Source organism: Sphingomonas daechungensis, assembly GCF_014489495.1.
GTDB classification, from domain to species: Bacteria; Pseudomonadota; Alphaproteobacteria; order Sphingomonadales; family Sphingomonadaceae; genus Sphingomicrobium; species Sphingomicrobium daechungense.
Genome location: NZ_CP060780.1, coordinates 1,479,096 through 1,498,099, shown reverse-complemented (window position 1 = coordinate 1,498,099; position 19,004 = coordinate 1,479,096). Strand labels below are relative to the sequence as shown.

Sequence of the window (19,004 nt, the reverse complement as noted above, 5' to 3'; positions counted from 1 at the left end):
TTGGCGATCTGATCCGGCGTGGCCGGAACCTCATATAAAGAATGCTTTATGTGTTCCGCCGATAGCGTCCCGTCCGTCCGAGGGCAATGGCCGCGATGACGAGTAGGAAGCCGATGCCCAAAGGTAGGACATTGCCAAATCGGGCGAAAAGGGTCGGCTTCGCGGCGGGCGGTGGGAGCGTGCCGTCAAAATAGCCGGCGGTTCGCCACGGCAGCGACTGGACGACTTGCCCGTGCGCATCGATCACCGCGCTGATTCCCGTCGGTGTCGAGCGGATCACTGGAATGCCTTCCTCCGCGGCCCTCAGCCTCGCCTGCGCGAGGTGCTGCGGCGGCCCCCACGCGCCGAACCAGGCGTCGTTGGACGGATTGAAGATGAAGTCCGGCCGATTGCGGCGATCGACGACCTGCCCGGAAAATATGATCTCGTAGCAAAGCTGGAAGCCGACCTTGCCCCACCCCGGCAGCTCGATCGTCCGCGGACCGGGGCCCGGCAGGAAATCGACATCGCCGGGCGCCAGCCGCGACAGGCCGATCGAGGAAAGCAGCGGACGCATCGGCAGATATTCGCCGTACGGCACGAGATGCGCCTTGTCGTAGCGCCCGACCAGCCGCCCGCCCTGGCCGAAGACGAACACGCTGTTGGCCGCGCCGCTGACCGCGATCTTGTCCTTCGAGAACAGAGCGATCCCGCCGGTCAGCAAATAATCGCCCGGCCCGACCAGCGACGCCGCGCGAGCCCGCTCGAAGTCGGCATAGGCGCCGTAGGGCTGCGACCTCTCGTCCAGCATGGGATTGGTCACCGCCGCTTCCGGCCAGAACAGCAGCCGTGGGCCGTCGGGACGCTGCTCCATCGAAAGCTGCGCGAGGCGCTGCGCGGCGATTTCGGAATAGCCCGGCCGCCACTTGTCCTGCTGCCCGATGTTGGGCTGCACGACGCGGATAGCGAGACCGGAATCTGCGGCAAGCTCCGCTCGCGGAAGGAAGTGGAGCAGCAGAAGCGAAACCGCGACTCCCCCGCCCATCGCCAGTCCCGACGGACCAGCAGGAAGATCAATCCTCCGGCCAGCACCACGATGGCGGACAGCCCGTAGGTTCCGACGGTGGCAGCCGCATTCAGAAGGTGCGTGTTGTCGAAGGTCGCCGCGACCGGATTCCACGCGAAGCCGGTAAAGATGCCCGCCCTCAGCCACTCGGCGATCGCCCAGGCTCCGGCCAGCCCGAGCACCATCGCGATCGGCCGGTGACGCCCAAACGTCCAGGCAATCCCCGCCGCAAGCATGGGATAGACGGCGAGGTAGAGCGAGAGCAGCACCACCGCGATCCAGCCCAGCCAGGCCGGCATCGCGGCCTGGTAAGTGAAAGCGGTCGCGATCCAGTTGAGTCCGATGACGAACTGGCCGAGCCCAAAGAGCCATCCGGTCGCCAGCGCCCCCTTCAGGCTCCGCGTCCGCGTCAGCAGTTCGCAGAGCGCCGCAAAAGCTAGCGGCATCAGCGGCCACAGCCCGACCGGCTGGAACGCAAAAGCGGACACCGCCCCGGCAACGAAAGCGAGGAGGAATGGCGAACGCGCGAATTTCACGCTGCGCTCCGCGGCTGAAGGTCGCCAAGTCCACGCTTCAACGCGCGCATCGACCCCCGCACGCGAGACGGTCGTGGAAGGCACGAGAAGGCGGGAACGGTCATGCAGCCGCCTATGCCCGCAGTGCGGGTAGCTAGGACAGTCCTTTTATCGTCCTGTCGGGAATGGGTGGGAAGTTGCCACTACGTCGGCGGCCGGAGGCGAGCGTTCGCTAGTCTCCGTCGCAGGGCTTGAAGCCATTCATGGCTTCTCCATCTCCGCCAACAATGCTGAAGCGGGCCGAGATGTTTCCGGTGAAGACGGTCGACAATGGCCGGATAAAATCGCTTGGGATTCTGAAGCCCGGACGCTTCGAACAGGAACACTCCGTCCATGATCCGACGGCCGTAGACGACCTCATGTGCAAGCATGTTCGGATTCAGGAACCAAACCTCGCCAGGCTGGAATGCTATCGAGTGCATCGGATAGGGATGTGCTCCGCTTTCATAGCGGTCACCGAACGCCGACAATGTCGTTTGCCGGGAGAACATCCGAGGGTGCTTGCCGATCGTCTTCTTGAGGTCTGCTGAATGATAGCAGTCGCCAACCATCTCTTCGAGCGTGCCTCCGATGCGCCATATTCGCGGGAAGGTGTCGATGTTCACGAAGGCGCGCAATTGCGTAAAGTCGGCGGCATGCTGAGGACTATCGAAATGCATGTTGTGCGCGAGCATTTCGGTCAGGTTGTAGATGCAGAATCGTTTGGAGTAGCGGTAGTGCGGGAACAGCTGATCCGATAGGCGAAGCAACTCATCATTGGCTTGACGAACCGTCTCCCGAAATTCCTCCGTGCTGACGTCAGTCGCCTCCAGATTCTCCAGAGCCGCTGCCCATTCGTCGTCACGCGGAGCTTCGCCGTGGCGGGCTTCATCGAGCGTGAGTATCAGTTTGTTCTTTTCTCGCTTGTTGGGGAAAGGCACGCGATGAAAGACCTCGCGGCCTGCCTGAAATCGGTAGTTGGACAGAATGATGAGATCACCGTTCTCGTACCAACGCGTGAGCTCGTGAGTGTCCGTCGCTGAGCCGTTTGCATATTGGCGGAAGTCGATCTTGCGGATGCGGTTAGGTACCCTGGGATTGAGAACGATCTTCGCCAAGGTTCATGCTGCCCGGCTGCGCAGAAATGGAAGGAGTCTGCGAAGCGACTGCTTCGCCTGAAGAGGGGGGAAGCCGTGCCGACTGGCAATCTCGCGGATCATGTACGGCAACGTTTCCCTGCGGCTCATGCACTGCCCGTATGGATATTCGTAATTGGCACTGCAAAGCCGGTCTCCACCCCTGACCTGGTGCGCAACTATGGCCGAATTGATGAGCCAGACTTCGCCAACCTCGAACTCGAGCAGATGCCTAGGTTCATCGCAACTCATGTGGCTCTGCCCGAACGCCGCGTGATTTAGACGCCCGTTGAATTCCGGAGCATCGTCCGCGACTTCGAATAGCTTCGCGGAGATGAAGTACCGCTCCGCGTAGTGACGCCAGTGCCTGCCGACGCTCCACCGGCGCGGCTTATTGTCCACGTTGGCAAAAAGACGCACCTGTGTGGAATCGTTGAGGTTTGGCAGATTGTCGATGTGCAAGTTCTCGCCCACGATCCTCTGGAATTTCCAAGCCGTGAAATCGATGATGAACCTCTGGCGACTGAAGATCTTCCGAACCAACCGGTCCATCTGTGTATCGACCGCGCTGATCGCGTTCTGGATTTGTCGGCAAGCCTCCGGTTCATTTTCCAGCCGTCCTCCAAAGAAGCGCTGCCAGATCGTGGACCGATTGGCGGGTTTTCCTTTGACGCTCTTCCGAAAAACGAACTTTTGCCTTCTGACCTCGACCCCGCCGCTTGGCTCGGCAGCGGCGATGGAATCGAAGTCGGCATCGATCCTGACGTCCGAGAGGATGATCAGATCCCCACGTTCATAATGTTTACGAATCCGCCTTGGCTCGCGAATAGAAAGGAGCACGATATTCACCGGAATATCTGGATGAAGCTCAACTGACGCCACTGATACCCTCCGGAACGCGAAGGTGCCTTAAAGTCTCATCTGCCTTGAAGCCCTAAAGTCCGCAATGGGTCGAAAAGGACACCAGCGATCTAGCGGCAGGTTTGGGTGAAAAGCGAACGCTAGCCGGATTAGCTTGAAGTATGCGCGACCTCATTGAAGGACTTGGTGGGCGGCAGGAATATCGATTGGCGAGCTTCGCGCTCATTTCCGGACTCATTCTATCGCTTAACCTTTCGCAGAGCTGGGCCTTGTTGGCATTTGCGATAGGCGGGCTTTCTTATGTCGCGCTGGTCCTACTTACCTATTTCCGCCTTCAAGATGCATCGCTTTCGGGTTGGTGGCTCTTGCCAATGATCTTGGTTTTCCATGTCGGTCCACGGTGGGAACTAGGCTCATGGGCGTGGGGCTCAATCACCTTCTATCCTAGCGGATTTATTTTCCTCGTGCCGGTGATCATTGGTTGGTTCGCCGCCACGCGAAATCCAGATGCGTTGCCAAAATAGGTCTGCCGCGGTCTAGAGCGAGCCACATCTAGCGTCCGCAATGGGTCGAAAGCGGACGCTAGCTTCCGCCAAGAATGAGTCGAAAGCTGACATTCGACCGTCGGCCGCCTGATTGTCTATTCGAGGCGCGTGTGCCAGCTAGGCCGGGGGACCATGGCGAGCACTCACGACACGCGACGATTGGAGCTCGTTGACTCGTTGCGGGGCTTCGCTTTGCTCGGTCTCTTCCTCGTACACTGCGTTGAGAAATTCGAACTCTATTGGGCGAACCCGACGGGCGGTCCCGTGTTCGATTGGGTGTTCGGCATTTTTGCCGGCAAGTCCTACGCCCTCTTCGCTTTGTGCTTCGGCCTGAGCTTCTTCCTGATCATGGATGGTGCGGCGCGGCGCGGGGAAGATTTCCGGGGCCGGTTCGTGTGGCGGCTGGTGCTGCTGCTGTTCATCGGGTTCGTTCACGGGCTGCTGTATCGAGGGGACATCCTCGTCGTGCTGGCAACGCTTGGGTTGCTGATGCCGCTGTTCGATCGCGTCCGCAGCAACCGGCTTTTGCTTGTCCTGGCCGGCCTGTGCTTCCTGCAGCTTCCGCTGCTCTTCCGGGCGATAGCCGCTGCGAACGGTGCGCCCTGGGCATTGCAACCGCCGCTTTTTACGCTCGACACGACCATGCCGGCGCTGACCGGCGGCAGTTTCATGGACGTCGTCCGCGCCAATCTCGTGACTGGGCAGGTCAGCAAGTGGAGCTTCTACGCGGAGACCGGTCGGCTGACGCAAATCATCGGGCTCTTCCTCGTCGGTCTTGTGTTGGGGCGCAGTCGCTTCTTTCGAGAACTGGATCGGTATCGTCGAGTGAGACGGACCGCCCTCGTGCTGGCCATCGCCGCATCCTTGCTGTTCTGGTTTGCGGGTCCGGTCCTGCTCGAGAAGATTGCAGGCCCGGACGCCCCGGGCGGCCTCACCTGCAGTGGGCGTTGGACGCATGGACCGCATTGTCGATCATGACCGTGCAGGTGCTGCTGTTCGTGGCGATCTTTCAGACTGGAGCGCGGCCCGTCCTAGCGGCTCTCGCTGCTCCCGGACGCATGACCCTCACGCTCTACGTGCTGCAGTCCGTCATCTTCGTCCCGGTGTTCTACGGCTTCGGCCTCGGCTTGTGGGACAAGGTGACGCTGGCGCAGTGCCTGTGGATCGGCATCGTTGCGTTCGGCGTGCAGATCGTGGCGGCGCACCTGTGGTTCCGCGCCTTCCGTTATGGCCCGCTCGAATGGGCCTGGCGCGCAGCGACGCGGATGACGTTGAACATCCCTTCCGTGCCCTCAAGCCGTCAGCGCATGAACGCGGAAAACAGGTGGACAGCCTGAGCGGCGCACATCAGTGCGGTGCCATGTCCTTGCCTCCGTTTCACATCGCATTCCCTGTCGACGACCTCGCCGCCGCGCGGCGGTTTTACGGTGACCTTCTCGGCTGCCCGGAAGGGCGCAGCGCGGATCATTGGGTCGACTTCGACCTGCGCGGGCATCAGATCGTTGCCCACCTCGCACCCGATGCCGTTCGGTTGCGAGCCACCAATCCCGTCGACGGCGACGACGTGCCGGTTCCGCATTTCGGGCTGGTGCTGGACATGGAGGACTGGAAGGCACTGGCGGAGCGCCTCCGGACGGCAGGCACCCGGTTCGTGATGGAGCCAACCGTCCGCTTTGAAGGGGAGCCGGGAGAGCAGGCGACCATGTTCCTGCTCGATCCCGCCGGCAACGCACTCGAATTCAAGGCGATGGCCGACCCGGCCAAGCTGTTCGCGAAGAGCTAGCCGTCCTGAGCGCCGACGTCCGGCGCATGAAGCCGGACGCGGAGGATCTTGCGAGGGTCGGAATCGACCGCTTCGAGCTTCCATCCTGACGGATGCTCCACGCACTCGCCGCGCGCGGGGATGTGGCCGGCCAGCAGGAAGACCAACCCGCCTAGCGTGTCGACTTCGTCCTCTTCCCAGACCAGTCGTGCATCGACCGTCTTCGCCAGCTCCTCGAGCTCGATGCGGGCGTCGGCTTCCCACACGCCGTCGTCGAGCAGGGTCAGCATTCCCGCTTCCTCGATGTCGTGCTCGTCCTCGATGTCCCGACAATCTCCTCGACCACGTCCTCGATGGTGACGAGACCTTCGGTGCCGCCGAATTCATCGACGACGATGGCGAGGTGGACGCGCTCGGTGCGCATCCGCGCGAGCAGATCCAAAACCCCATCGATTCCGGGACGAACAATGGCGTGCGGAGCAATTCCTGGATGGTTCGGCCGCGGCCGGGATCGACCAGCGCCTTGAACACATCCTTGATGTGAATCATGCCGATGACCTCGTCGAGACCATCGCCATAGACCGGAAGGCGGCTGTGCTCGGCGTCGGCGAACGCGCTGACGAGGTCCTCGAACGACAGGGTCGAAGGCACTGCAATCATCTCGCCACGGGTGACGCAGATATCGCCGGCATTGCGCTCACCGAAGTGCAGCAGGTTGCGGAGCATCTGCCGCTCGGTCGGGCTAAGGTCGCCGGCGACCGGGCGCGAATCCTCGGCGTCGTCGATCGCTTCCTCGATCTCGTCGCGAAGGGTCTGCTCGCTATCCTCGCCGAAAAGCAAGGAGCGCATGCCGCGCCACAGGCGGGATCCGCCTTCGTCGTGACGCGTGGCCATCAGTCCCTCACCGCGTAAGGGTCCGAAATGCCGAGCCTCGCCAACGCGCGAACTTCGCGGCTCTCCATGTCGGCGGCCTCGTCGTCGGCCATGTGGTCGTAGCCAAGCAGGTGAAGCGTTCCATGCACCAGCAGGTGGGTCGCATGGGTCTCGACCGGGACCGCCTTCTCGGCCGCTTCCCGCTCGCAAACGCCGCGAGCGAGGACGATGTCACCGAGCATCAGTTCCGGCCCATCGCCGTCCGCGCTTGCGAGCTCTTCGGCTTCGGACATCGGGAACGACAAGACGTTGGTCGGCTTGTCCTTGCCGCGCCATTCGGAATTGAGTGCCCGGACTTCCTCGTCGCCGGTCAGCCGAACCGACAATTCCACGGCGCGGGAGCCCCTCGCGAGCTGCGGGAAAGCGCTCTCCGCAACGGCGGATTCAGCGGCGCGACGGACGAGCAGGGACCAGTCGGTGCTACTGTCCCATTCGTCATCGGATTCGACGTCGATCTCGAGCATCATTGTTGAGCCCGGGCCCTCATAGGCGTCGACGATGCGCCCGACCAGCGGATGGCGGACGACGTCGGCGGCCGAGAAGCGGATCGTGTCGATGCCCTTAATGCCTTCGAGCTTACCGACAGCATCGTTGAGACCGGACTTCACGCCGTTCGGAAGGTCGGTCTGGTTGGGGTCGCCGCAGATGACCATGCGGCTGCGCATGCCGAAGCGGGTCAGGAACATCTTCATCTGCTGCGGCGTGGTGTTCTGCGCTTCGTCAAGGATGATGAAGGCGTCGTTGAGCGTACGGCCGCGCATGAAAGCGATCGGCGCGATTTCGATTTCACCGGAGGCGATACGACGCTCGACCTGCTCGGTCGGAAGCATATCGTAAAGCGCATCGTAAAGCGGGCGGAGATAGGGGTCGACCTTCTCCTTCATGTCGCCGGAAGGAAGCCGAGCCGCTCGCCGGCCTCGACCGCAGGTCGCGACAGGATCAGGCGATCGACCGAGCCGGTGATCAGCTGCGACACCGCCTGCGCGACGGCAAGATAGGTCTTGCCGGTGCCCGCAGGCCGAGCGCGAAGATCATGTCGTCGCGTGACAGCGCCTCCATGTAAGCCGTCTGTGTCGTCGAGCGCGGGACGATCGTCTTCTTGCGCGTGCGGATCATCACCCCTGGAGGCGATGCCACTTGCTCGTTGATGATACCGTCGAGGTTCGGCTGCACGGCCATGCCGAGAACGGCCTCGACCGCTTCCGCATCGACGTCATGCCCTTGGTCGAGTCGGTTGTAGAGGCCGATCAGCACTTCACGGGCTCGCGCCGCCGAGTCCGGGTCGCCTTCGATCTGCACGCGATTGCCGCGCGCCGCGATGTGCACGCCCAGCCTCTGCTCGATGGTGATCAGGTGCCGGTCGTAATCGCCGAACAGCGGGCCGAGCAGGTACGGCTGCTCGAACTCCAGCTCCAGGCGGGCGGGATCGTTTGCGGGGGCGAGGTCGCGCTTGGCCATCAGGCGGCCGCCTTGGCCGGGATCACGCCGGCAAGACTGTTCGGACCGGCCGATACCAGACTGACCGAAACGATGTCGCCTGGAACCGCGTCCGTCTCGACGTGAACGGACTGAAGCCATGGCGTCCGCCCGATCATCTGGCCCGGATATCTGCCTTTCCGTTCGATGAGGACCTCGGTTTCCTTACCCACTGTCGCCCGGTTGAACGCGGTTTGGTGAGTGTTGATCCGTTCGTGGAGCCGCTGAAGCCGCTCGTCCATCACCTCGGGCGCGATCTGGTCCTCCATGGTTGCGGCGGGAGTTCCCGGCCGCGGGCTGTACTTGAACGAATAAGCCGATGCGTAGCCGACCTCGTCAACGAGATTCAGCGTCGCCGTGAAATCTTCTTCGGTCTCACCCGGGAACCCGACAATGAAGTCACCGGACAAGGCGATGTCAGGGCGGGCTTCGCGCATCTTCGCCAGCGTAGCCAGATATGTTTCAACCGTATGGCTGCGGTTCATCGCCTTGAGGATGCGGTTGCTTCCCGACTGCACCGGCAGATGCAGGTAGGGCATCAGCTTCCCGACTTCGGCATGGGCCGCGATCAAGGCGTCGGTCATGTCCGCGGGATGGCTGGTCGTGTAGCGGATGCGCTCCAGGCCATCGATCTGAGCCAACTCGCGGATCAGGTCGGCGAAGCCGCGTCCGTCTTCCGACCATGCATTCACATTCTGACCCAGCAGCACGACCTCGCGCGCTCCGGTCTCTACCAGCTCATACGCCTCGGCAACGATATCGCCCCACGGCCGGGATACCTCGGCGCCGCGGGTGTAGGGCACGACGCAATAGGTGCAGAACTTGTCGCAGCCTTCCTGGATCGTGAGAAAGGAGCTGGGGTTCGCACGCTTGCGCTTCGGGAAGGCATCAAACTTGGAGATTGCCGGCATGTCGGTGTCGACCGGCCGCCCGCCGCGGACCGCCTGCGCCACCATTTCCGGCAACCGATGATAAGCCTGCGGACCCACGATGACGTCGATCATTGGTGAGCGCTTCTGCGCTTCCGCGCCCTCGGCCTGCGCGACGCAACCCGCCAAGGCGATCAGCGGCTTCGATCCGTCCTCCCGGCGCAGGCGCCCGACATCCGAGTAAGCCTTCTCGGCGGCCTTCTCCCGGATGTGGCACGTGTTGAGAACGACCAGGTCGGCATCCTCGCCCTCGCCTGCCGCGCTCATGCCATTGGCGCCCAGCAGCTCGGCCATGCGCTCGCCGTCGTAGACGTTCATCTGGCAGCCGAAGGATTTGACGCGAAAGGTTTTTGGAGCGGAGGTCATCTTTGTGCCGGGTATAAGGGAGCGGCGCCGCGACTTGAAGCGAGCGTTTCCGCAATCGCCTCGCGTGCCGCATGGGCCAGCGCCTTGCGGTCGCTAGTCCGATCGAGCTTCGGAAGCAAATGCACGGTCACCGGAAGCGTACCCTTGCGGCCGAGAATCCGCAGGACATTGTCCTTGCCGCTCTCGCCGTGCCAGCCGACCTCGGTTGCGGCGGCGCCATAGTCGAGCGCCAGCGGCCGCACTTCCACGTCCCCCGAGCATAAGCCGCGGCTTCCAGCAGCGAGGATCGAAACGGAAGCAGGTGATCGCCGGGGCCAGTGGTCCCTTCCGGGAACAGGACGATCGGCTGCTCGCGTTCGGCGGCGCGGGCGATCGCCTCGGCCTGCTTCATCGATCCCTTCCGGTCCTCGCGGCGAACGTAAAGCGTGTGATTCTGGTCGGCGAGCCAATGGATCACGCCGTGGCCAAGATTGTCCTTCGATACGAACGCGGTCCCGGTGGCCCCGCCAAGAATCAGGATGTCGAGCCAGCTGACGTGATTGCTGATCAGCAATGTGTGCCGATTGAGCGGCCCGCCGACCACCTTCGGGCGAACCCCGACTGCCCAGGCTGCCGCAGATAGGAATCGTCGCGGCCAGCCGGACCGTCCGGTCAACAGCTTGGTCAGCACGTGGATCGGCGCAATCAGGGCGAAAAGCAGGAGCAGGAGCAGGCTCCGCAGCGCTGCGCGGAGCTGCGAGCTGTTGGACCCGGCTTTAGCGGTTGCGGTCGAGGGCGACGCCGTAAAGCTCCATGCGGTGATCGACGAGCCGGAAGCCCAGCTTCTCGGCGATCCGCTTCTGCAACATCTCGAGCTCCTCATCGACGAACTCGATGACGTTGCCCGTCTCGACGTCGATCAGGTGGTCGTGGTGGGCATCCGAAGCGGCCTCATACCGCGAGCGGCCGTCGCCAAACTCGTGCCGGGACAGGATTCCGGCCTCCTCGAACAGCCGCACGGTCCGATAGACGGTCGCGATCGAGATATTGGGATCGACGGCGGAAGCGCGCTCGTGAAGCGTCTCCACGTCGGGATGATCCTCGCTCTCGCCCAGCACCTTCGCGATGACCCGGCGCTGCTCGGTGATTCGAAGGCCCTTGTCGGCACACAGGGCCTCGATGTCGATCGTTCGATGCATGATCGCTTAGGTAAGGTGCGCGGAACGCAGCGTCAAAGGCCTGCGTCGTCCTGACGAAAGTCAGGATCCATGAACACCGCGTCCATCAAGTTCCCGACGACGGTGCTCATGGATGCTGAATTGCGTTCAGTATGACGGGTGGGGAGCTTACTTGGCGCCCTTGCCTCCCGCGGCTTGCGACGCTTCGTCCCAAGTCCGATCGACTTGGCAAGCGTCCGGCGCTGTTCGGCGTAATTGGGCGCGACCATCGGATAATCGGCGGCCAGTCCCACTTCTGCCTGTATTCGTCGGGCGTCATTCCGTGATTGGTCATCAGATGCCGCTTCAGCATCTTCTGCTTTTTGCCGTCTTCCAGGCAAACGATATAATCGGGCTTTATTGAAGATCGCACGGAGACCTTCGGCTCAGGCCGCGCTTCTGGCGCAGCAGCAACCGAAGAAATACCCAATAGTGCGGAATGGACGTTTTGAATAAGATGAGGCAGGTCGTTTACGGCCACGCTGTTGTTGCTGACGTGCGCGGCAACAATGTCCGCAGTCAATGTCAACAGGGTATCATCGGCACTTTCGTTCCCGTTCATTTTACGCTGTCTCCCGAGCAAGCAGTCCGCGCCGGTTTTACTCCGGTGGGCCCAAACGGGCACTACGGTATCTTTCACGGGGTAACAATAATCAGCCGCTATTGCTTTGGGTTAATTGATTTACAACTCGCGGCTAAGCGTCAGGGCATCGAATTCGCCCCCAAAACGCCCTCGGTAATATTTGCGGCGGCGACCAACGAGCGCGAAGCCTGCGGATCGGTACATGATGACTGCCGGATTGCCTTCGCGAACCTCAAGATGAACGCGGCCCACCCCAAGCTTCCGCGAATTGTCGAGGAAGTCGCCCAGAAGCATTCGGCCAATACCGCGGCGGCGATGTTCAGGCGAAACCGCCAGTAAAAGCAGCTCGGCTTCGTCGGCGATGGTTCGGTGAAGCGAAAAGCCTGAGGGCCGGCCAGCGAAGCGCGCGACCATCAGCTTCACGCCCGGCATCGGCAGGATCCCGGCGCATTGCGACCTGGTCCAAGCTTCGCCGAAGCGATCGTCGAAGGCCGAATCCATGATTTCGACGACGGAATCGAGGTCGGCGGAATTGCCTTGAGTCAGCGAAAGGTCGAAGCCGGATGTCGCGGTCGCGTTCATGCGGCGACCTTCGGCCGGGCATCGGGCGCGCGGGCATAGAGGGGTTTCGGCGCGAGCGAGCGCAGGCTCTCCGGAAGTCGCAGCGCAAAGCTTGCCGAAGGCCAGGCTTCGAGCGCGCGCCCATGGCCGCGAGGGTTCACGAGCTTTGCGGCGGCCGTACCAGCGACTGCCTCGGCGTTGATTACGGCCGAAGCCTCCTCCGGTGGGAGATTGAAGAGCTGCGCCTCCGGTTTGAGGGTCGCACCGTCGAACTGCTGCACGAATAGCTCGCCGTGGCCGCCGTCGACGGCCACGCCGATGTGATCCGCTCCCTCGACGCCGGCGGCAATCAGCGCCAGCGAAGACATGCCGGCAAGCTCGCAATTCCACGCGATCGCCAGGCCTTGGGCAGCGGCAATACCGACGCGGATACCGGTGAAGCTCCCCGGTCCCACACCAACGAGGATGCGGTCGGCGCGGCGGCCCTCCAGCATCTCATCGAGCATCGGCACCAGCCGTTCGCTATGGCCGCGGCCGATCACTTCATCGCGCTGCGCAATGCACCGCCCGTCACTGTCGAACAGCGCGGCGCTGCATGCTGCAGTCGATGTGTCGATGGCCAGGATCACCTATCGTCCTCAACTCGCGTTGGGGAGATTGTGTTCACAAGAGTCCGCGGGCGGCAAGTCCAGAATCGAAAACGGATCAGACCGCCTCGACGGACTCCACTTCGGGAACGTAGTGGCGGACGAGGCTTTCGATGCCGCGCTTCAGCGTGATCGCGGACGACGGGCAACCCGAGCAGGCGCCCTGCATCGCCAGGTACAACCGCCCATCCTTGTAGCCGCGATAGACGATATCGCCGCCATCCTGAGCGACCGCCGGGCGAACTCGCGTCTCGATCAGCTCCTTGATCTGGTCGATGATGTCGGCGTCCGCTGGATCTTCCTCGATGCCAGGTAGATCGTCGATCTGGATTTCGGCCGCCGTTCCCTGGACAAACAGCGGCGCGCCGCTGACGAAATGGTCGAGCAAAGTCTCGAGCACCAGCGGCTCGAGATCGCCCCAGGACACGCCGGGGGCAGCCGTCACCGAAATGAAGTCGCGGCCGAAGAACACACCTTCGACCAGCCCGCTGGCAAACAAGGCGGACGCCAGGGGCGAAGCCTCGGCAGCTTCGGCCTCGGCGAAGTCGCGCGTCCCGGCGTCCATGACGGTCTGGCCCGGAAGAAACTTGCGCGTTGCGGGGTTCGGCGTCTGCTCGGTGTGGATCAGCATGGGCGCCATGTGGCTTCGATTGAACCCAGGTTCAAGCCGAAGACTATGGCCGCCCCGCGAACATGAAGGCCGCCGCGCCCATCAGGCAGGCGAAGGCGCCGACATATCGCCAGCCGATCGGCTCCTTCAGTACGACCACGGCAAAGACTGCGAAGACGGCGAGCGTGATGACTTCCTGCGTGATCTTGAGCTGTCCGCCCGTCATTCCGCTGGCATAGCCGATACGGTTCGCTGGGACGGCGAAGGAATATTCGATCAGGGCGATGCCCCAGCCCACGAAGACAGCAGCGACGATCGTCATCTGCGGGAACTTCAGATGACCGTACCAGGCCAGGGTCATGAAGATGTTGGAGATCACGAGCAGGACCACGGTCGTCATAAGAATGGCCTTTCGAATTCCGGTCCGACTTCCTCGGCCGATCAGCTGAAGGGAGGCGCCCCGGCGATGATCCAGCGGGTGATGGCGATGGCGGCGACGAGGCAGAGGAGCGCGGCCCACCACTTGCCGGGACGCATCGGCTCGACCCCAGGTTCCGTTTCGCCCTTGCCGATGATCATGGCCCCGAGCAGGGGCTTGCCACGCCATTTGTAGAACGCGATCGCCGCAACGTGCAGGCCGATGAAGGCCAGCAGCACGTTGAACAGTCCCTCGTGGAGCTCTTTCGCGGTGTCGGATGCGCTCATGCTGACAAGGTTGGCGAGCGGTCCCTGCATCAATCCATCCTCGTCGCTCGCGAACAGGCCGAGCGCGACCTGCAGCAGGACCAGCCCCAGCAGCGCGACGACGCTGACGGCGCCCAGCGGATTGTGCCCGATCCCGCGCCACGCGCCCTGCAGATAACCAAACACCGCTCTCGGCCCCGCACGAAGTTGACGAAGCGCGCGGTGGAACTCCCGAAGATTCCCCACAGGATCCGGAAGAGTACGAGGCTAAGCACCGCCATCCCCGACCAGACGTGGAGGTCGTCGTGATGATATTCCGCAGACCACCAGCTGAAGGCGATCAGCCCAGCGAGGGTCCAATGGAAAAGGCGCGTCGGGAGGTCCCAGATGGCGACCTTGGCCGGCCGCTCCCCGTTCAGCGGTGCATCTCCGAGCGATACTTGTCGTGGCAGGCCTTGCAGCTCTTGCCGAGGTCGCCGAACGCCGACTTGATCTGGTTCAGGTCGCCCGTCTTCGCCGCCGCATCGAAGGCCTGCGCAGCCTTTGCGAAGTCAGCATCCTTGGCGGCGAAGTCGGGATAGGTCTGCCAGATCTCGGGCTTGGCGCCGGTCTTGCGGACATCCGGGCCGGTCCCCTGCGGGAACCAGGTCGACGACTTCGCTGCCAGCGCCGCGATGGTCGCCGCCGACTTCTGGATTTCCGCGACGTCGGGAGCCGAGGAGTCCAGCGAGCGCTTGATCGTCTTGGTCGCCTTGCCGATGTCCTCCATGCCCTCGTGGCGCTCATGCATGACCTTGAGCGCCTCTTCCTTGGTCGCGGGCGCGGCGGCCGGAGTCGCGACGGTCGGTGTCGCTTCCGCGGCATTGGTCTCACTCGCGGCGACAGTGTTGGTCGGCGCGGCCTCCTGGCCGCACGCGGCCAGCGAAACGCTTGCAAGGGCAGTCAACACGGCAATGCGCATGAAATCTCCTATGTGTTTTCGGGAGCCTTCCAGCTGTCGTCGAGCATCTTGATGATGCCCGAGAAATCCTTCGACCCGCCACCCAGATTGACGAACCGTTGGTACAGTTGTTCCGCCTCGGAGCCTAGCGGCGTGTAGGCGCCGGCGGTCTGCGCCGCGTCCATCGCCAGCTTGAGATCCTTGAGCATCAACGCCGCCGCAAAGCCGCCGTCGTAATCGTGGTCGGCGGGGGTGTCCGGCCCGACGCCGGGGATCGGGGTATAAACCGACATGGACCAACTCTGGCCTGACGCTTTCGACGCGATTTCGTGGAACACCGCCGGGTCGAGCCCCAGCTTCTGCGCCATCGCGAACGCCTCGCAGGTGACGATCATCGTCGCACCGAGAATCATGTTGTTGCAGATCTTCGCCGCTTGCCCGCGCCCGCTCCGCCGGCGTGGATGACCGCTTTGGCCATCGGCTCGATGAAGGGCTTCGCGCGCTCGAACGCCTCGTCGGATCCGCCCACCATGAAGGCGAGATTGCCCGAAGCGGCAGCCGCAATCCCTCCCGACACCGGCGCATCGACCATCGTATAGCCCTGCGCTGACGCTTCTTCCTCAACGGTGCGAGCCGAGGCGACGTCGATGGTGGAGCAGTCGATCAGCAGCGCTGATTTCGGTGCCTTGCCGAACACCTGATCGCGATAGACGCCAAGCACGTGCTGCGCTGCCGGGAGCATGGTGACGACAACGTCCGCATCGCTGACCGCTTCGGCAGTCGAGCCAGCACGCTTGCATCCCTGCTCCACCGCGCGGGCGAGCGCTTCCTCGCTGAGGTCGAACGCGTGGATCTCGTGCCCGCCTTGGCGAGGTTGGGCGCCATTCCTCCGCCCATGTGGCCGAGGCCGATAAATGCGATCTTCGCCATTACTCTATTCCCGTCATTGCGAGCGGAGCGAAGCAATCCAGCCTCGCGCCAACATGGATTGCTTCGTCGCTGCGCTCCTCGCAATGACGAAACAAACCTATCATCGGCCCTTCCAGTTACCCGGCCGCTTCTCGACGAAGGCGGTCATGCCTTCCTTCTGGTCTTCGGTGCCGAACAGCCCATGGAACAGGCGGCGCTCGAAACGGATGCCCTGGTTCAGCGGCATTTCGAACGCTGCGTTGATCATTTCCTTGTTCGCGATCGCTGCCAGCGGAGCCATTCCGGCAATGGCCTCCGCGGTCTTCATCACCTCATCGAGGAAACCCTCGGCAGGAACGACCTTGGCGACGAGACCCGAACGCTCGGCCTCGGCGGCGTCCATCATGCGACCGGTGAGGCACATCTCCATCGCCTTGGCCTTGCCGACCGCGAGCGCGAGCCGCTGCGAGCCGCCCATGCCCGGCGTGACGCCGAGCTTGATCTCCGGCTGACCAAATTTGGCCGTGTCGGCAGCGATGATGAAGTCGGCCATCATCGCCACTTCGGAGCCGCCGCCGAGCGCATAGCCAGCGACCGCCGCAATCCACGGCTTGCGGGTCGAGGTCACCTGCTCCCAGCCTCCGAAGAAGTTCGCCGAATACATTTCGGCGAAGCCCTGGCTCTGCATCTCCTTGATGTCCGCGCCCGCCGCGAACGCTTTCTCCGAACCAGTCAGGACCAGGCAGTGCTGGCTATCGTCCGCGTCATAAGCCGCGAACACCTCGATCAGCTCGCGGAGGACTTCGCTGTTCAGAGCATTGAGCGCCTGCGGGCGGTTCAAGGTGACGAGCGTCACTGCGCCCCTCTTCTCGACGAGGACACTATTGTAGTCGGTCATTCTCCGGTCTCCGGGAACGGGGTCCATTGTTCGTGGGTCGGCAGTGGCTCGAAGAGGACGTCGAGCATTTCCTCGTCGACACCTTCGGGCGTCGGAGGGTCCCACTGCGGGCTATTGTCCTTGTCGATCAAGAGCGCGCGAACGCCCTCGCGGAAGTCGTGCGTGCGGACAATCCGGCCCGCCAGCGCATATTCCGCGCGCATCTCATCAGCGAAGCTGGAGCGGTTCGCGCCATCCGCCAGCAGTTTCAGCGAAACCTTGCACGACAGCGGGCTCTTCGACTGCAAGGTCGCCAGCTCCGTCGTCGCCCACTCGCTTTCGTCGGCCTCGAGCGCGGCAAGCACCTCTTCGAGCAGGTCAGACGCGAACAGTCGCGTGATCGCGGCCAGGTTCGCCTCGATCTTCGCGTCGGGCGGTGTCGAGGAAACCGATCCCAATGTCCCTTTCAACCGGCTCGGCGCCTTGAGGATGCGGTCGTGCAATTCCACCAGCTTGGACTGCTCGACGTAATTGGTCGCGAGGCCGAGATAGACGCATTCGCTTGCGTCAAGGCGGGCACCGGTCAGAGCCATGAATTGGCCCACCCGTCCGGGCAGGCGCGAGAGGTACCAGCCGCCGCCGACGTCCGGGAACAGGCCGATCCCGGTCTCCGGCATTGCTAGGCGTGTCGCCTCTGTCGCGATGCGATATTCGCAGGGCAGCGAGATGCCTACTCCGCCACCCATGGTGATGCCGTCCATGATCGCGACGGTCGGCTTCGGGTAAGTGAAAAGCAGGTGGTTGAGCCGGTATTCGCTGAAGAAGAAGCTGCGGGCGTCCTCTGCGTCGCCGGCCCCGCTGCGCGCCAGCATCACCACGTCGCCCCCGGCGCAGAAGCCACGGCCCTCGGCATGGTCGATAACGACCATCTGCACCGATGGATCGTTGCGCCATGCGAGCAGCGCCTTGCTCATCGCTTCGCACATCTCGCGCGTCAGCGCGTGAATGGCCTTGGGCGGTTGAGGCGGATCCGGCCGACATTGCGCTCGACCGATGTCAGGACATCATCGGTCACTGGCGCAGCATGTCCCGGCTGACGATCACGCGCATGACCTGGTTGGTGCCCTCAAGGATCGAGTGAACGCGGAGGTCGCGCCAGAAGCGCTCGATCGGATAGTCCATGAGGTAGCCGTAGCCGCCGTGCAGCTGCAAAGCGCGGTCGACCACGGACGATCCCGTGTCTGTGGCGAGACGCTTGGCCATCGCCGCGAACCGCGTCTTGTCGGGCGCGTTCGCGGTGACCTTGGCGGCCGCGACGTAGAGCAAATAGCGCGCCGCCTGCAGCTCCGTCTCCATGTCGGCGAGCGTGAACTGGGTCGCCTGGAAGTCGGCGATCGCCTGACCGAATTGCTTGCGCTCCTTGGTGTAGGCAACTGCCTCATCGAGGCAGCGCTGGGCACCGCCGAGCGAGCAAGCGCCGATGTTCAGGCGGCCGCCGTCGAGGCCCATCATCGCGATCCGGAAGCCCTCGCCCTCGCCGCCGACGCGGTTGGCTGCGGGCACGCGGACTTCGTCGAAGTTGACTTGCGCGGTCGGCTGCGAATGCCAGCCGAGCTTCTTTTCCTGCGCACCGAAGCTGACGCCGGGCATGTCCTTGTCGATGACCAGGCAGGTGATTCCCTTCGGTCCGTCCTCGCCGGTCCGGACCATGGTTACGTAGACCTCGTTCTCCCCGCCGCCGGATATGAAAGCCTTGGAGCCGCTGACGACGTAATGATCCCCGTCGAGCACCGCCTTGGTCTTGAGCGCCGCCGCGTCGGAACCGGACGAAGGCTCGGTCAGGCAATAGCTGCCGATCTTCTCCATCGCGATCATCGCCGGCAGATATTTGTGCTTCACCTCGTCGCTGCCGAAGCGGTCGATCATCCACGACGCCATGTTGTGAATCGAAATGAAGGCGCTGGTCGAGGGACAGCCGTAAGCCATCGCTTCCATGATCAGCGCCGCGTCGAGGCGGCCGAGACCGATGCCCCGCTTTCCTCGCTGACGTAAATGGCGCCAAAGCCAAGCTCCGCAGCCTCGCGGATCGTGTCGCGCGGAAAGATATGCTTCTCGTCCCATTCCGCCGCGAACGGCGTAATCGCGTCCGCAGTGAACTTTCTCGCCATCTCCTGGATCTGGAGCTGGTCCTCGGTGAGCTCGAACTGGTGCATGGGCGGCGGCTTAGGAGCGCTCGCGATTGTCAGCAAGCCCGTCGCGGGGCGGACTCAAGCCACAAACGAAAGAAGCGGCCAGCCGCTCGGGGCCCGACCGCTTCTCGATACGCTTACAGTCGAGCCGCAACACGTCGCTCTGGCGCGGCTCGCAATGCCCGGTCTTAGAGCGAAACG

19 protein-coding genes and 7 pseudogenes are annotated in these 19,004 nt (G+C 63.1%); 5 read left to right on the top strand and 21 right to left on the bottom strand.

Features of this window, described 5'->3' with window-relative positions:
- Positions 1-46: 46 nt before the first annotated feature.
- The 4 genes and pseudogenes from lnt to H9L15_RS08010 all read right to left on the bottom strand — a co-directional run bounded on the left by lnt (position 47) and on the right by H9L15_RS08010 (position 3,197).
- A complete protein-coding gene (gene lnt / locus H9L15_RS19565) occupies positions 47-934 on the bottom strand; it encodes an apolipoprotein N-acyltransferase (RefSeq protein WP_317617466.1) in 888 nt (295 codons plus the stop codon).
- Positions 935-1,113: 179 nt separating this feature from the next.
- A pseudogene (locus H9L15_RS19560) lies at positions 1,114-1,491 on the bottom strand (apolipoprotein N-acyltransferase); the annotation flags it as partial.
- A 272-nt stretch (positions 1,492-1,763) separates the two neighbouring features.
- Positions 1,764-2,717, bottom strand: a complete 954-nt coding sequence (locus tag H9L15_RS08015) for a hypothetical protein (protein ID WP_187713732.1) — start codon at positions 2,715-2,717, stop codon at positions 1,764-1,766.
- A gap of 3 nt (positions 2,718-2,720) precedes the next feature.
- Positions 2,721-3,197 (bottom strand): hypothetical protein, encoded by a 477-nt coding sequence (locus H9L15_RS08010; protein ID WP_187713731.1) that lies wholly within the window; start codon positions 3,195-3,197, stop codon positions 2,721-2,723.
- Between H9L15_RS08010 and H9L15_RS08005 the strand changes: the two genes are divergently transcribed.
- The 5 genes from H9L15_RS08005 to H9L15_RS07990 all read left to right on the top strand — a co-directional run bounded on the left by H9L15_RS08005 (position 3,192) and on the right by H9L15_RS07990 (position 5,924).
- Complete coding sequence (locus H9L15_RS08005) at positions 3,192-3,611, top strand: hypothetical protein (protein WP_187713730.1); 420 nt, start codon at positions 3,192-3,194, stop codon at positions 3,609-3,611. The two genes, H9L15_RS08010 and H9L15_RS08005, sit on opposite strands and share 6 nt — an antisense overlap.
- Positions 3,612-3,757: 146 nt before the next feature.
- Positions 3,758-4,120, top strand: coding sequence for a hypothetical protein (locus H9L15_RS08000; protein WP_187713729.1), 363 nt, complete (start codon positions 3,758-3,760; stop codon positions 4,118-4,120).
- 180 nt (positions 4,121-4,300) lie between these two features.
- On the top strand, positions 4,301-5,119 hold the full coding sequence (locus tag H9L15_RS07995) for a DUF418 domain-containing protein (RefSeq protein ID WP_262984743.1): 819 nt from the start codon (positions 4,301-4,303) through the stop codon (positions 5,117-5,119).
- Positions 5,116-5,478, top strand: coding sequence for a DUF418 domain-containing protein (locus H9L15_RS17360; protein ID WP_262984742.1), 363 nt, complete (start codon positions 5,116-5,118; stop codon positions 5,476-5,478). The genes H9L15_RS07995 and H9L15_RS17360 overlap by 4 nt, the downstream gene beginning before the upstream one ends.
- A 23-nt stretch (positions 5,479-5,501) precedes the next feature.
- Complete coding sequence (locus H9L15_RS07990) at positions 5,502-5,924, top strand: VOC family protein (protein ID WP_187713728.1); 423 nt, start codon at positions 5,502-5,504, stop codon at positions 5,922-5,924.
- On the opposite strand, the pseudogene H9L15_RS20315 reads toward H9L15_RS07990, so the two are convergent.
- From H9L15_RS20315 to H9L15_RS07905, 17 genes and pseudogenes are all read right to left on the bottom strand, one after another.
- A pseudogene (locus H9L15_RS20315) lies at positions 5,921-6,797 on the bottom strand (hemolysin family protein). The gene H9L15_RS07990 and the pseudogene H9L15_RS20315 sit on opposite strands and share 4 nt — an antisense overlap.
- The gene (ybeY, locus tag H9L15_RS07980) at positions 6,797-7,300 is read right to left on the bottom strand and encodes an rRNA maturation RNase YbeY (RefSeq protein WP_223276662.1); all 504 of its coding nucleotides are present in this window, start codon (positions 7,298-7,300) and stop codon (positions 6,797-6,799) included. Before ybeY ends, H9L15_RS20315 begins: the two are co-directional and overlap by 1 nt.
- A 12-nt stretch (positions 7,301-7,312) precedes the next feature.
- Positions 7,313-8,294: pseudogene (locus tag H9L15_RS07975) on the bottom strand (PhoH family protein); the annotation flags it as partial.
- Positions 8,294-9,607, bottom strand: coding sequence for a tRNA (N6-isopentenyl adenosine(37)-C2)-methylthiotransferase MiaB (gene miaB, locus H9L15_RS07970; RefSeq protein ID WP_187713727.1), 1,314 nt, complete (start codon positions 9,605-9,607; stop codon positions 8,294-8,296). The gene miaB and the pseudogene H9L15_RS07975, both read right to left, overlap by 1 nt.
- A 127-nt stretch (positions 9,608-9,734) precedes the next feature.
- Positions 9,735-10,277: a lysophospholipid acyltransferase family protein gene (locus H9L15_RS07965; protein ID WP_187713726.1), complete on the bottom strand. Its 543-nt coding sequence runs from the start codon at positions 10,275-10,277 to the stop codon at positions 9,735-9,737.
- Between the two features lie 85 nt (positions 10,278-10,362).
- The gene (locus tag H9L15_RS07960) at positions 10,363-10,785 is read right to left on the bottom strand and encodes a Fur family transcriptional regulator (RefSeq protein ID WP_187713725.1); all 423 of its coding nucleotides are present in this window, start codon (positions 10,783-10,785) and stop codon (positions 10,363-10,365) included.
- 32 nt (positions 10,786-10,817) lie between these two features.
- Positions 10,818-11,365 (bottom strand): annotated as a pseudogene (locus H9L15_RS07955) (MucR family transcriptional regulator).
- 120 nt (positions 11,366-11,485) lie between these two features.
- Positions 11,486-11,968 (bottom strand): GNAT family N-acetyltransferase, encoded by a 483-nt coding sequence (locus H9L15_RS07950; RefSeq protein ID WP_187713724.1) that lies wholly within the window; start codon positions 11,966-11,968, stop codon positions 11,486-11,488.
- Positions 11,965-12,576, bottom strand: coding sequence for a tRNA (adenosine(37)-N6)-threonylcarbamoyltransferase complex dimerization subunit type 1 TsaB (gene tsaB, locus H9L15_RS07945; RefSeq protein ID WP_223276096.1), 612 nt, complete (start codon positions 12,574-12,576; stop codon positions 11,965-11,967). Before tsaB ends, H9L15_RS07950 begins: the two co-directional genes overlap by 4 nt.
- Positions 12,577-12,652: 76 nt before the next feature.
- Positions 12,653-13,225: a NifU family protein gene (locus H9L15_RS07940; protein WP_187713723.1), complete on the bottom strand. Its 573-nt coding sequence runs from the start codon at positions 13,223-13,225 to the stop codon at positions 12,653-12,655.
- Between the two features lie 43 nt (positions 13,226-13,268).
- Positions 13,269-13,604 carry a DMT family protein gene (locus H9L15_RS07935; RefSeq protein WP_187713722.1) on the bottom strand — a complete coding sequence of 112 codons (336 nt, stop codon included), beginning with the start codon at positions 13,602-13,604 and terminating at the stop codon, positions 13,269-13,271.
- Between the two features lie 41 nt (positions 13,605-13,645).
- Positions 13,646-14,074: a cytochrome b/b6 domain-containing protein gene (locus tag H9L15_RS07930; protein ID WP_187713721.1), complete on the bottom strand. Its 429-nt coding sequence runs from the start codon at positions 14,072-14,074 to the stop codon at positions 13,646-13,648.
- Positions 14,075-14,303: 229 nt separating this feature from the next.
- A complete protein-coding gene (locus H9L15_RS07925; protein WP_187713720.1) occupies positions 14,304-14,849 on the bottom strand; it encodes a c-type cytochrome in 546 nt (181 codons plus the stop codon).
- Between the two features lie 8 nt (positions 14,850-14,857).
- Positions 14,858-15,758, bottom strand: a pseudogene (gene mmsB / locus H9L15_RS18760) (3-hydroxyisobutyrate dehydrogenase).
- Positions 15,759-15,858: 100 nt separating this feature from the next.
- Complete coding sequence (locus H9L15_RS07915) at positions 15,859-16,635, bottom strand: enoyl-CoA hydratase-related protein (protein ID WP_187713719.1); 777 nt, start codon at positions 16,633-16,635, stop codon at positions 15,859-15,861.
- Positions 16,632-17,689, bottom strand: a pseudogene (locus tag H9L15_RS07910) (enoyl-CoA hydratase/isomerase family protein). The gene H9L15_RS07915 and the pseudogene H9L15_RS07910 overlap by 4 nt, the downstream one beginning before the upstream one ends.
- Positions 17,686-18,827: pseudogene (locus H9L15_RS07905) on the bottom strand (acyl-CoA dehydrogenase family protein). The pseudogenes H9L15_RS07910 and H9L15_RS07905 overlap by 4 nt, the downstream one beginning before the upstream one ends.
- Positions 18,828-19,004: the final 177 nt, after the last annotated feature.